The organism is Bradyrhizobium sp. USDA 4011, assembly GCF_054063415.1.
This window is the reverse complement of record NZ_JBSSGG010000001.1, coordinates 1860145-1872636: the sequence shown is the minus strand read 5'-3', so window position 1 is coordinate 1872636 and position 12492 is coordinate 1860145. Positions and strand designations below refer to the sequence as shown.

The 12492-nt window shown below is 65.7% G+C and carries 12 protein-coding genes; 3 read left to right on the top strand and 9 right to left on the bottom strand.

The features are described from left to right. Window positions 1-235: 235 nt before the first annotated feature. The 4 genes from ACVW1C_RS08645 to ACVW1C_RS08630 all read right to left on the bottom strand — a co-directional run bounded on the left by ACVW1C_RS08645 (window position 236) and on the right by ACVW1C_RS08630 (window position 3892). Complete coding sequence (locus tag ACVW1C_RS08645) at window positions 236-1270, bottom strand: LLM class flavin-dependent oxidoreductase (protein WP_456758058.1); 1035 nt, start codon at window positions 1268-1270, stop codon at window positions 236-238. A 220-nt stretch (window positions 1271-1490) separates the two neighbouring features. Then, a complete protein-coding gene (locus tag ACVW1C_RS08640; protein WP_456758057.1) occupies window positions 1491-2414 on the bottom strand; it encodes a glutathione S-transferase family protein in 924 nt (307 codons plus the stop codon). Between the two features lie 112 nt (window positions 2415-2526). Beyond that, window positions 2527-3285 (bottom strand): SDR family NAD(P)-dependent oxidoreductase, encoded by a 759-nt coding sequence (locus ACVW1C_RS08635; protein ID WP_456758056.1) that lies wholly within the window; start codon window positions 3283-3285, stop codon window positions 2527-2529. A gap of 37 nt (window positions 3286-3322) precedes the next feature. Then, on the bottom strand, window positions 3323-3892 hold the full coding sequence (locus ACVW1C_RS08630; RefSeq protein WP_456758055.1) for a TetR/AcrR family transcriptional regulator: 570 nt from the start codon (window positions 3890-3892) through the stop codon (window positions 3323-3325). 104 nt (window positions 3893-3996) lie between these two features. Between ACVW1C_RS08630 and ACVW1C_RS08625 the strand changes: the two genes are divergently transcribed. Together ACVW1C_RS08625 and ACVW1C_RS08620 are read left to right on the top strand one after the other, a co-directional pair. Continuing rightward, window positions 3997-4785 (top strand): crotonase/enoyl-CoA hydratase family protein, encoded by a 789-nt coding sequence (locus tag ACVW1C_RS08625; RefSeq protein WP_456758054.1) that lies wholly within the window; start codon window positions 3997-3999, stop codon window positions 4783-4785. Window positions 4786-4994: 209 nt separating this feature from the next. Next, complete coding sequence (locus tag ACVW1C_RS08620; protein WP_456758053.1) at window positions 4995-5846, top strand: division plane positioning ATPase MipZ; 852 nt, start codon at window positions 4995-4997, stop codon at window positions 5844-5846. A gap of 115 nt (window positions 5847-5961) precedes the next feature. Here the strand turns inward: ACVW1C_RS08620 and ACVW1C_RS08615 are convergent, their stop codons facing one another. The 4 genes from ACVW1C_RS08615 to ACVW1C_RS08600 form a co-directional block, all read right to left on the bottom strand. Then, the gene (locus tag ACVW1C_RS08615) at window positions 5962-7467 is read right to left on the bottom strand and encodes a hypothetical protein (RefSeq protein ID WP_456758052.1); all 1506 of its coding nucleotides are present in this window, start codon (window positions 7465-7467) and stop codon (window positions 5962-5964) included. A gap of 58 nt (window positions 7468-7525) precedes the next feature. After that, window positions 7526-8386, bottom strand: a complete 861-nt coding sequence (locus ACVW1C_RS08610; protein ID WP_456758051.1) for a sugar phosphate isomerase/epimerase family protein — start codon at window positions 8384-8386, stop codon at window positions 7526-7528. A 3-nt stretch (window positions 8387-8389) separates the two neighbouring features. Beyond that, window positions 8390-9736 (bottom strand): MFS transporter, encoded by a 1347-nt coding sequence (locus ACVW1C_RS08605; RefSeq protein WP_456758050.1) that lies wholly within the window; start codon window positions 9734-9736, stop codon window positions 8390-8392. Between the two features lie 76 nt (window positions 9737-9812). Next, window positions 9813-10685: a phytanoyl-CoA dioxygenase family protein gene (locus tag ACVW1C_RS08600; protein WP_456758049.1), complete on the bottom strand. Its 873-nt coding sequence runs from the start codon at window positions 10683-10685 to the stop codon at window positions 9813-9815. 98 nt (window positions 10686-10783) lie between these two features. Between ACVW1C_RS08600 and ACVW1C_RS08595 the strand changes: the two genes are divergently transcribed. Continuing rightward, window positions 10784-11794 (top strand): LacI family DNA-binding transcriptional regulator, encoded by a 1011-nt coding sequence (locus ACVW1C_RS08595; RefSeq protein WP_456758048.1) that lies wholly within the window; start codon window positions 10784-10786, stop codon window positions 11792-11794. A gap of 154 nt (window positions 11795-11948) precedes the next feature. Here the strand turns inward: ACVW1C_RS08595 and ACVW1C_RS08590 are convergent, their stop codons facing one another. Further along, window positions 11949-12482 (bottom strand): NADH-quinone oxidoreductase subunit B family protein, encoded by a 534-nt coding sequence (locus tag ACVW1C_RS08590; protein ID WP_456758047.1) that lies wholly within the window; start codon window positions 12480-12482, stop codon window positions 11949-11951. Between the last annotated feature and the right edge of the window lie 10 nt (window positions 12483-12492).

Genomic DNA, 12492 nt, shown 5'->3' with positions numbered 1-12492 from the left:
ATACAGCGCGTCAATCCAACGTGCCGAAAGTTGGTGGCAGCCGGCTGGCTGGAGCGGCACGGCCGAGGATGGGCGGCGGACCCGTTCACGTATCACGCCGCAAGGCCCGATCTCTGAGCCAAGATTGGGACTGATCCGATTGTCCCGGGCAGCCGGGCTTCTCATGGTCTATCTTTAATTTGCCCCCGGCGCCAAAACGCCGGGGGGTTTGCTTTGGTGGGCTCGCTCCCGCCGATCAGGCGGCGAGCATGTCGCGCACCATCGGCACCACCTTGCGGCCATAGAGCTCGATGCTCTTCATCAGCTTCTCATGCGGCAGCGGGCCAGCCGAGTATTTCAGCTGGAAGCGCGCCGCGCCGAGCGCCTTCACGGTCACCGCGATCTTGCGGGCGACGGTTTCCGGCGCGCCGACATAGAGCGAGCCGTGTTCGGCCTCAGCCACGAACTCGTCGCGGCTCATCGGCGGCCAGCCGCGCTCCTTGCCGATCCGGTCACGCATGACCTTGTAGTCGGGCCACAGCTCTTCGCGAGCTTGCGCGTCGGTCTCGGCAACGTAACCCGGCGAATGCACGCCGATCGGCTTCGGCGTCCGGCCGAACTGCTGGTAGGCGCGCTGGTGCAGGTCGACATAGGGCGCAAAGCGCTTGGGATCGCCGCCGATGATGGCGAGCATCAGCGGCAGGTCGTAATGCGCCGCGCGCACCACCGACTCCGGGCTGCCGCCGACGCCGATCCAGGTCTTCAGCCGGCCGTGCTCGACCGGCGGATAGACCGACTGGCCGCTGAGCGGCGGCCGCAGCTTGCCCTGCCAGGTCACCGGCTCCTGTTTCAGGAGCGCGGTGAACAGGTCGAGCTTCTCCTCGAACAGCTCGTTGTATTGCCTGAGGTCGAAGCCGAACAGCGGGAACGACTCGGTGAACGAGCCGCGGCCGAGGATCACCTCGGCGCGGCCGTTCGAGACCGCGTCGACGGTTGCGAAGCGCTGGAAGACGCGGATCGGATCGTCCGAGCTCAGCACGGTCACCGCCGAGCCGAGGCGGATGTTTTGGGTGCGCGCGGCAATCGCCGCCAGCACGGTCTCGGGGGAGGAGATCGCGAAGTCGGCCCGGTGGTGCTCGCCGAGCCCGATGAAATCGATCCCGAGCTGATCGGCCAGCACCGCCTCGTCGACGACGTTGCGGATCACCTGGGCGTGGGTCAGCGGCGCACCGGCAGAGTCCTTGGTGACGTCGCCGAACGTGTCGAGCCCGAATTCGAGAGAGGTCGTCATCATCAGTCCAGTTGTCGGCGTGGCGGAGCATCCGCCACGGGCCACCCATCGCACGCAGGCCGAGAGGTGTTGCGGCGGAGATGTCCGCAACCCTGCGCTGTGGAGCCTTCTGTTGGAGATCGAGTGGACGTATTGCCTGTTCGCCGGCCGGCAAGGTCACGCCGCGAAACGCAGCGTTTCCAGGTCGCTCGTATCCGGCCAGCGCTCGAGGCTGTGGCGATCAGCCAGGGATGACCAGGAAGCCGGCCCGCGGGAAATGCACCACGACCTCGCCCGTGCGTTCGTCGGACCGGCGGATCGCGATGTGCTGTGCTGACAGCGAGACGATCTCGCCGCGGACCGGGATCTTGCCGTAGTCATCCGGCATTACGCTGACGATGTCGCCGGGCTTGCGACCGTTCGGATCCAAAGGGTCGTCGAAAACAGGCGACTCCGGCCGCGCCTTCGCCGCGATCTCGAGCGCGTCGGCTGACGACATCTCGGTGCGTGTGCCGTGGCCGATGGCGCGGATGCGCTGCTCCCAGGCCGCAACGCGCGGCAGGGGCTTCATGATCTCGTCGATCGTGGCGACGCTCTGTCGCGCATACCACACGTTCATGTAGGCACTGACGTCGGCGAGGCTGAACTCGCCGAACAGCCACTGTCGGCCGTCACCGAGTTGCGCCTCGATCCAGTCGACATTGGCGCGGAACTGGTCGCGCATCTGCGGCAGTGCCGCGGTCATGGCGGCGACGTCGAACTTGGCGCCGCGCAGCTTCTCGCGATCCTCGATGAGATCCTGTGGGACCTTGTCGCCGATGAAGCCGAACGCGAGGGTGACCGTGTTCTGGAAGAACGGCCGGTCGGTCCACATGCCGAGCGCCCAGGGCATCCCGGCATTGCCCGCGGGAAACAGCGTCGGCGTCGGATAGCGCCGCTCCAGCTCGCGGATGATGATCTGGGTGTCGCAATAGATGTCCGCGCCGATCTGCATCGTCGGCGTACGGCGATAGCCGCCGGTCATCGGCATCAGGTCCGGCCTCGGCATGATCCGGGAAATCCGTACCGAGTTCCAGGCAAGCTTCTTGAATCCGAAGATGATGCGGATTTTCTCGGAGAACGGCGATTGATCGAAATGATGCAGGATCGGCGTGGGCTGCGGCATGGCCTTCTCCCGGAATAGGGCTGCGATCTCCTCGGACCTTGTCGCACAGCCTGACAAGATTTCGGCGGATCGCAACCCATTTCCTCTGGAGAACGACGACCGCGCCGGGCCGTCAGAACGACTCCGCCCATGGCCGCAGGTCGAGCTCCAGCGTCCATGCGCTGCGATGCTGGTGATGCAGCACCCAATAGGCATCCGCGATGGCTGCGATGTTGAGCAGCCCGTCCGGTCCGCGGTCCTCCTTCAATTGCGGACGCAGGCTCAGCAGGCGATCGCCCTCGATGCCGCCGTCGACCACGACATGGCCGACATGGATGCCCTGCGGCCCGAATTCCCGCGCCACGCTCTGCGCCAGCGCGCGCAGCGCGGCCTTGGCGGAGGCGAATGGCGCGTAGTTGGCCTTGCCGCGCAGCGAGCCGCTGGCACCGGTGAACACCAGCGTGCCGCCGCCCTGTGCAAGCAGCGCCGGGATCGCGGCCTGTGCGAGCTGGAATCCGCCGAGCGCGTGTTCGCGCCAGTGCTCCTCGAAGCGCTGCTCGGTGACTTTCAGAAACGGCGCCGGCCGGTTGGAGCCTGCATTGTGCACGGCCATCGCCAGCGGCGCGAGCTTCCCGGCAGCCTCGACGAAGCGGGCGACATCCGCGGCGCTTGAGGCATCGCCGACCACATGGGTGACCCTGGCGCCGGTCGCTGCGAGTTCGGCCGCGGTCGCGGCGAGCTTCTCGGCGTTGCGCCCGGCGATCGCGACGGGATAGCCGCCGGCCGCAAAGCGGCGCGCGATCGCGGCGCCGAGGCCATTGGATGCGCCGACGCCGGCAATCAGCACGCTTCCCTGCACGGCGGTCGGCTCGAGGCCGGATCGGTCGTTCATGGCTCACTCCATCAAGCTGCCCGCGGCGCGGGCGAAATCATTGGTCGGACGCCATCGCGACGATGGCATCGCGCACCGTGCGCAGAATGGCATCGGACCGCTTCGGATCGGTGATGACGCGCGAGATCGCGAGTGCGCCGACCATCGCACTCACCGCGACGATTGCACCGCTGTCATCATCGTCGCCGAATGCCTCGGCGACCTTGGCGATGAAGGATTCGATGTGCGGTTCCATCACCGCACGGCACTGCGCGTCGGCGCGGCCGACATCGGAGATCAACGCGCCGATCGCGCAGCCCGACTTCGGCTGGTCGCGATGGCTGCGGCTGAGATAGCTTCGCACCAGGGAGTTGACGCTCACCGGCTTGTCGGGATCGCGCGATGCGCGCGCCGACGCCTCGCCCAAGGTCAGCGCCTGTTCCAGCGCCGCGGCGATCAACTCGGAACGCGAGGCGAAGTGGCCATAGAAGCCGCCATGGGTCAGCTTCGCCTGCTGCATCAGGCTTCCGATGCTGAGCGCGTCGAGCCCCTTGTCGCGGATCTGCGTCGCAGCCTCGTTCAGGATGCGCTCACGGCTCCTGGCCTTGTCGGCCTGGGAATGGCCCATTTCGTATAGCCCCTGTTTGACTCTGCATCTGGATTATGACCATCATACATCTGGATGACAACCATCATCTAGAAAATTATCAGTCACGAAGCAGGGAGGAACAGATGTCGGGCAGCGCGAGCGAAGGGCGGGTCCGCCACGAGCGGCATGATCACATCCTGAAGATCGTCATCGACAATCCGGCGAAGAAGAACGCCTTCAGCCCGGAGATGATGACTGAGCTGTCCGACGCGCTGACGCTGCTCGACAATGACGACGGCCTCTGGGTCGGCGTACTGTGTGCCGCCGGCGGCAGTTTCACCGCGGGTCTCGACATGCCGAAATTCTTTGGTCCGACGGCGAGCCGCAAGCCGCTGCCGGAGGGCAACGTCGATCCCTTTGGACTGTCGAAGCGGTGCCGGAAGCCGATCATCACGGCGGTGCAGGGCATCGTGTTCACCGTCGGCATCGAGATGATGCTGGCCGGCGATATCGTCGTTGCTGCGGACGACAGCCGGTTCTGCCAGATGGAAGCCAGGCGTGGCATCGCGCCGCTGGCCGGCGCGCATTTCCGTTACATCAGCCGCGCCGGGTGGGGTGATGCGATGTATCACCTCTTGCTGTGCGACGAGTTCACCGCCGCAGAAGCGCATCGGATCGGCCTCGTGCAGGAGGTCGTGCCGGCCGGTCAGCAGATCGAACGCGCGATGGCGCTAGCGGAGATCATCGCGCGCAATGCGCCGCTTGGAATCCAGGTGACGAAAGAGGCGGGCCGCAAGTTCATCGAAGCCGGCGAGCAGGCGGCAATTGCGATCATCCCGCAGATCCGCGAACGCGTGCTCAACACGGCCGATGCGGCCGAGGGCATCAAGTCGTTCGTCGAGCGCCGCGCCGCGGTGTTCCAGGGGCGCTAGTCCTCCGGGCGCTAGTCTCAGCGGCGCTCGCCGCGTTCACGGTACGTGCTCGAATTGCGGTTGTGACAATGTTGTCGCAGCCGCATCAATTTCGATCACGACGATCGTGCGACGACTCTTGTCGAGATTCGTCGAATCAGGGAGATTCGAATCCATTCATCAAATTCAATTTCGTCCTGCTTTCACTCAAGCGTCCGGTATGGATTCCCATGACAAACGCACGAGTAATAGTTGTCGGAAATAACAAGGGCGGCTCGGGCAAGTCGACAATTGCCATGCACGTCGCCATCGCGCTGATCAAGGCGGGTCAGCGTGTCGCCACCATCGATCTCGACAATAAGCAGAAGTCGCTGACGCACTACGTCGACAACCGGCGGGACTGGGCGCGGGAAACCTCGCTGGATCTCGGCATCCCCGTCCATATGTGCTTCGAGACGGTCGGCGGCGGAAGCAGCGAGGTCGAGACGCTCGGCCGCAGCGCGCTTGCCGAGATCGTCGAGCGGCTTGGCCGGTCGCACGATTTTGTCGTCATCGACTGCCCCGGTCACGATACCTATCTGACGACGTTCACGCATTCGCTGGCCAACACGCTGATCACGCCGCTGAACGACAGCTTCCTCGACTTCGACGTGCTCGGCACCGTCGATCCGAACGACTTCAAGGTGACCGGCATCAGCCATTATTCGAAGATGGTGGAGGAAGCGCGGCGCCATCGCAGCGCGCACGATCAGCCGGCATTCGAGTGGGTGGTGCTGCGCAACCGCCTCTCGACGATTGGTTCGCGCAACAAGCGCCTGGTCGGCGAAGCCCTCAACGAACTATCGAAGACGCTGAATTTCCGCCTGGTCGATGGTCTGGCCGAGCGCGTGATCTTCCGCGAGTTCTATCCGCGCGGATTGACCGCGGTCGACGATGTCAATCAGCTCGCGCTCGGCGGCCGGCCGACCATGTCGCATGTCACCGCGTGGCTTGAGATGGAGCGGTTGATGACCGCGATCATGCTGGGTCATCTGGTGGCGCGCCCGGCGGAATCTTCCGACGTCAGCCGCGACGCGGCGTAGGCGAGGTTGGATCGCTAAAGCATGATTCCGAAAAGTGCGAAGCGGTTTTCCGAAAAGATCATGCTCAAACAAAGAGCTAATGCGCGATGACGATTCAATCTAATCTCATCGCGCTTTAGCGGCAGTTGGTGTTGCCGGCATTGGCAACGGTCAGGAACGTGATCGTTGCGGGAGCGAAGACGATCGCTCCCGCCGGGGCCGGCTCGCCATTCAGGGCGGGCATCTGGTCGGAAGCCCCAAGCGCAAGCGTGCTGCCATTGAGCTGAACATTGCCGCCGACAGGTTTTTCGCTCGCTAATGTGTAGCGTTGCGATGCCGCTGGCAGCGTCAGCTTGCGCCGCGTCCGCCGATCATTGTTGATGACGAGCAGGGCTATTCCATCAGGCAGGTCGCGCGCGCAATGTGCATAAACGTGGAGACCGGGTTGCTCGCCGACGCCGGCATCGAGCACGGTGGTTCCCATCAGCCGTCGCCATAGCAGCGCGGCCCAGTAGTTCGGCCGCGGCAAATGGGTTCGCTCGTCGAGCAGCCCATAGTCGCTCGCGGCAAGCGTGTTGTGCATCACCACCTGAACGCCCGCCTTGGCGAGCCGCCCGAGCTGATCGAGATAGCGAAACGTATCGGTGAAGGTCGCAGCCCAGCGATTGCCGCCGCACGCGGTCTCCGCGGTCTCGGTCAGCCAGATCGGCTTGTCCGGTGCGAGCCGGTCGCGCAGCGTCCGGTAGAAGGCGAATGTCTTGCCGGTTCGTGCCAGCCATTGGTCTGACAATGCCTGCTGTGCCGTGCGATCGCCGGAGCATCGCGCCGAGAGCGCGCCATAATGATGGTAGGAGACCGCGTCGATGCCCGCCGCTGAAACCGCGAAGAGGGCTTTTGTATCCGCGCCGGTGCCGATCGTGCCTGGGCCGAGGATCGTCACGTCGGGTGCGGTGTCCTTCACGAATGCGCGGAACGTTGCAAAATCGCGGCCGTAAGCTGCGGCATCGTAGTGCGCTGGGGCGCCGCCGATGGCTGGCAGATCGGGCTCGTTCATGAATTCGGCTGCGGCGATCCGGCCGCCGGTCGAGTTCGTGAAAGCGAGAAGCTGCCGGGCCTGTTCGGAGGTCCATCGGCCTGCAACGCCACGCGTGCCGGCGCTGATCGCAAAGGACGTGACGAGGGGCGCGTCGACGGCGTGCGAGAAGTCGATCACGTCCCGCCATTGTTGCCGTGTCAGGACTCCCTTGAAGCCGGCCGGCGGCGCGGCCGGTGGCGCGTCGGAATCCGCGAAGAACGTGCTGTTGGCCCAGGTTCCGCTCACACGCAGGAAGGCGGGAGCGAGTGCCGCTGCGAGCGTGCGCAGCCTGCCGTCGTGCAGATCGATCGGAGCGCGCGCCGCGAACCGCTCGGCCGTTATGCGCGAATGTGTGTCGGTGGCGGCATAGGGCTTCCAGAACCGTCCGCCGGTCACCTCGACCATCTCGATGTTGTAGGACTGGAAGCGCGCATCGATGGTCGCAACACGCGGCATGGCAGCGACGTCAAGCGTCAGCTCAGCCGCGGCGGCCTTCGTGCAGAAGGCGGCCAGGGCCCAGACGACGCATGTGATGCGGCGATGCGGATTTGCGCTAGCGTCGCGCACGGGTCCTCGCGGCGTTCCGGGTTGCGGTGGCTCAGAATGCCGCCGCAGCCTGTTTGAATCAACGCGGGAGCAGGTCGTGCGGCTCGCTTGCAATGCGGTCCCACAGCGCGCGGATCATGTCCTTCATGACCAGCGCGTCCTGCCAGCGGTCGGACAATTCCCCGCCGTCGGACCCGGTGATGGCATAGGGCGGCGGGCCGAGCTCGCACAGGAAGGTCAGGGTCGCATCGGGCCCGGCGCGCTTGCGCCAGGAGCGGATGCCGTAGTCCCACCAGTCCATGAACAGCGACACCCAGCCCTGATGCTGCGGAAAGCCGAGCGAGATCTGCACCTGCTCGCGGCTTGCGATGCGGCCGTGAATGCCCCAGGCATTATCGAGGATGCGGTGGATCATCGCATGATTGACGTCGTCGACCGGCCAGGCGAATTCGCGGCCGACCAGGTAATGCGAGAGATCGGCAGTCAGCCGCAGATCGGGAAAGCGGTCGAGCAGATCGAGCGTGAAGAACAGGTCGGTCGTCATGCGGTCGCGATGGGTCTCGACATGCACGGCGACGCCGGCCTCCGCGGCCAGGCGCCGCCAGCCGTCGAGAAGGGGAATGCAATCGGGAAGCCGGCGCGGCCGAATGTCCGGCTGCAGGTTGACATGATCGGCGCCGAGCTGCGTCACCAGCTCGAGCACCGGCTTCAGATCGTCGACGCTCTTCGGGTAGCATTGCGCCTGCCAGATCATGCCATGGGCGCGAAGGAAGCCCGTCACCTCGCGCGCAAAGGCGGGATCGATGAAGCGCACGCCGGCGCCGTCAAACCCGGCATCGCGGATCATCGCGAGCTGGGTTTGCAGCGGCCACTCCGGCTCGTCCGCCAGCCGCCGCTCCATCGCCCAAAGCGACTGCAGGACGCGCAGCTGCTGCGCCATCGATCAGGCCCGCGCCGGGATCGCCGCGGGCAGCTCGGCGTGCTCGCTCGCGTCCTCGGCGATGTTCTCCTGATAGGTCTCCGGCCCGATCCAGATCGCAACCACCGTGCAGGCCGACAGGAACATCGCGTAGCAGGCGACCGGCCACCAGGTGCCGTAGGCCGCCACCAGCGCGGTGGCGACGAACGGCGCCGGGCCGCCAGACAGCAGCGAGCCGAGTTCGCGGGCGAAAGCGAAGCCGGCGAAGCGGCGCTGCGGCGGGAACAGTTCGGCGAAATACGCCGCCTGCGGTCCGAACATCGCCGCCGTCACCACGGCGCGCGCCAGGATGAAGGCGAGCGCGATCATGATCCAATCCCTGGTGCCGACCATCCAGAAGAACGGGAAGGAAAGCGCCACGCCGGCCAGCGCGCCGAACATGTAGACCGGCCGCCGTCCGATTCGGTCCGACAGGGCCGCAAAGCCGAGGATCGCAAACAGCTCGACCGTGAATGCCAGCATCAGCGCACCGAGCGCATCCGCTTTCGGCACACCGAGCGTGGTGATGACGTAGCTCAGGCCGAACACCGGGAAGAAATAGCCGAGCCCGTTCTCGGCCATCCGGGCGCCGAGCACGACGAAGAAGTTGCGCGGGTGCCGGCGCAACGCTTCCATCGCCGGATTGCTCTCGACCTTGCCGCGCGCGACCACCGCCTTGGTGTAGACCGGCGTCTCGATGATCCGCATGCGGACGAAGATGCCGACGACGATCAGGAGGAAGCTCGCCAGGAAGGGTAGGCGCCAGCCCCAGCTCATCAGAGCCTCGCGCGGCAGCATCGTCACCAGCGCAAAGGCGCCGGCGGCGAGCAGGTTGCCGACGGAGACGCCGAGCGGCGCGAAGCCGCCCCAGAAGCCGCGATGCTTCGGCGGCGCGTTCTCCACGAGGTAGATCACCGCGCCGCCATACTCGGCACCGGCGCCGAGGCCCTGGATGACGCGCATCGCGACGAGGAGGATCGGCGCCCAGACGCCGATCTGCGCATAGGTCGGCAGGAAGCCGATCGCGGTGGTGCCGATGCCGATCATCAACAGGGTTGCGACCAGCACCGGCTTGCGGCCGTAGCGATCGCCGAGGATGCCGAACAGCAGGCCGCCGAACGGCCGCACCACGAAGCCGACGCCGAAGGTCAGGAAAGACAGCAGCGTGCCGACCACCGGATCGCTCTTCGGGAAGAACAGCTCGCCGAACACCAGCGCGGCCGCGGTGCCGTAGAGGAAGAAGTCGTACCATTCGAGCGCGGAGCCGATGCTTGCGGCCAGGATCACACGCAGGCGCGATGTGCGAGCGCCATCTGTTGCCATCTCGGTCATTCGTTTCCCCGTTGTTTTGTTTTTATGTATTGAAAGCAGCAGTGCCCGCGGCTTGCCGTGGGCACTGTCGTCAGTCTCAGGCGGCGCGCGTGAAGTAGGACTTCTTCGCCGCCGACTGGGTCTCGTAGATCGATCCCTGCCGTTTGGCCGGCGGCAAGGGCATCCGCACCGGCACGTCGGTCAGCCGCGGTGTGACCACCGGCGGACCTGCCAGCAGGCGGCTGTTGAATTCGTCGAAGTCCTTCACGCCCATCAGTGGCCAGGCGTCGCTGGCGGCCACTTCATAGAGCAGCAGGTTGCGCGGCCGGTTTGATGTGTTGGTCGCCGAGCCATGCAGCGCGCGCACGTGGTGGAACGACATGCTGCCGGCCTTGCCCATGCAGGGCACCGCGCGCTTGATGCCGTCCTGGATCTGGTCCGGATCGATCAGGCCGGCGAAGCAGCCGTCCTCGCCGTGATGATCCCACATCGTGCTGCCGGTGTGCGATCCCGGCGTCACCAGCATCGGACCGTTCTCGATATCGCAGTCGTCGAGCAGCACGCCGATCGCGAGGATGTCGTCATTGGTGTGCGGATAGAACGCCCAGTCCTGATGCCACTCGACCGGCGAGCCGTATTGCGCCGACTTCATGTTGAGTTTTGAGCCGTGCAGGCGAAGGCCGGGACCGATCAACTTGGTCAGGATCGAGATCACGGCGGGGCTGCGGACGATCTCGTCGAAGATCGGGTGCACCTTGTGTGGCGCCTTGATGCGGCGGACGCGCGGGTTCTCCGGCGTGTGGCCGGGTTCGAGGTCGTAGACATCGGTGTGCTCGCTCACGGCGGCGGCGCCGGCCACCAGCTCGGCGAGCACCGTGCGTACCTTGCCGAGCGTCTCCTGGTTCAGCACCTCGGGGACCACGATCACCCCGTCGCGCTTGTAGGCCTGGGCCTGTTCGTCCGAAATCACGCCATTTCTCCCATTTTGTTTCATGTTAGCGCTAACATTGGAGGATGCTAGCGCTAACATCATGGCTTGGCAACCCGGAATCGTGCAGGCTCCCGTCCATGAGCTCCGACCTGACCGAACCCGGGACCGGCCCGACGGGCGCCGCGCCCACCCTCTCAGAGGTGGCCAAACGCGCCGGCGTCTCCTCGATCACGGTGAGCCGGGTGGTGCGGATGCCTGACCTGGTTGCCCCCGAGACCCGGGCGCGGGTCGAGCGGGCGATGCGCGACCTCGGCTATGTCCCGAACCTGGTGGCAGGCGCGCTGGCGAGCGCGCGGACCAATTCGGTCGGCGTCTTGGTGCCGACCATCGCCAACTCGATCTTCGCCGACACGGTGCAAGGCCTCTCCGACAAGCTCGAGCCGCTCGGCTTCTCCGTGATCCTGGCGCAGTCGCGCTACGACGCGGTGCGCGAGGACCGCGTGCTGGCAGCGCTGCTGTCGCGGCGGCCGGAAGCGATCATCATGGTCGGCTCGCCGGCGACCGAGGAGGGCAGCCGCCTGCTGCGCAATGCGCGGATTCCGATCGTCGAGACCTGGGATCTGCCGGCAAACCCGATCGATGCGGTCGCGGGCTTCGACAATTACAAGGCCGGTGTCGCTGTCGCGAAGCATCTGGTTACGCAAGGCCGCAAGCAGCTCGCCTTCATCGGCGGCGATGATCCGCGCGGCACGCGGCGCTGGTTCGGCTTCAGGGACGAGGCGCTGGCAAGCGGCCTATCCGAGCCGCGGCGGCTGATCCTCGCCCGCAAGGACTCCGGCAGCGTGGCGGCGCATGCACGCCTGCCCGATGTCGACGCGGTGTTTGCCGCCAACGATGCGCATGCGATCGGCTTCATGTCGGGGCTGCGCAAGGCGGGCCTGCTGCGCGACGGGCCTGCATCGGCGCAGCCGGTCGCCGTGATCGGCCTCGGCGATCTCGAAATGGGCCAGCTGATCTCGCCGACGCTGAGCACGATCAGCGTGCATGGCGATGCGATCGGCCGCACCGCGGCGACGCTGACGCTCGAGCGCGGCGGCGAGCGCCGCATCGATCTCGGCTTCGAGCTGGTGCTGCGCGACAGCGGCTAAGGCGCGATGAGATCAGGTTGAATCGTCATCGCGCTTTAGCTCCTTGTTTGAGCATGATCTTTTCGGAAAACCGCTTCGCACTTTTCCGGATCATGCTTTAGCAATCGCCGTCACCGGGCAGGCGCCGGTCGCTAACGCGTCTCTCCGCATGCTCTCATTTTGCCGCGACGTCGGCGTCCACAGCCTCGAGCAAGCCGATGAGGCCACGCAGAATGGCCATCGGCGAAGGAGGGCAGCCTGGAATATGGAGATCGACAGGGACAACCGCCGAGACCCCGCCAACCACCGCATAGCTGCCGGCAAAACATCCACCATCCCTGGCGCAATCGCCTACGGCGACGACCCATTTGGGATCCGGGGTCGCATGGTAGGTGCGCTCCAGCGCTTCGCGCATGTTCTTGGTGACGGGGCCCGTAACGAGCAGAACATCGGCATGACGCGGTGAGGCGACGAACCGGATTCCAAACCGCTCGACATCGTAATACGCATTGCTGAGCGCGTGAATTTCCAGCTCGCATCCGTTGCACGAGCCCGCATCGACCTCGCGGATCGAGAGGCTGCGGCCGAGGCGTCGTCTTGCGGTCCGGCCGACCAATGCCGCGAGCTCCGCGAGCGCAGCGTCGTCCGGCCGCGGCGCTTGCTCGGTCAATGGCTGGCGAAACAGGCCCTGGAATAAAAGTTTGCGCATCGCCTGCGGT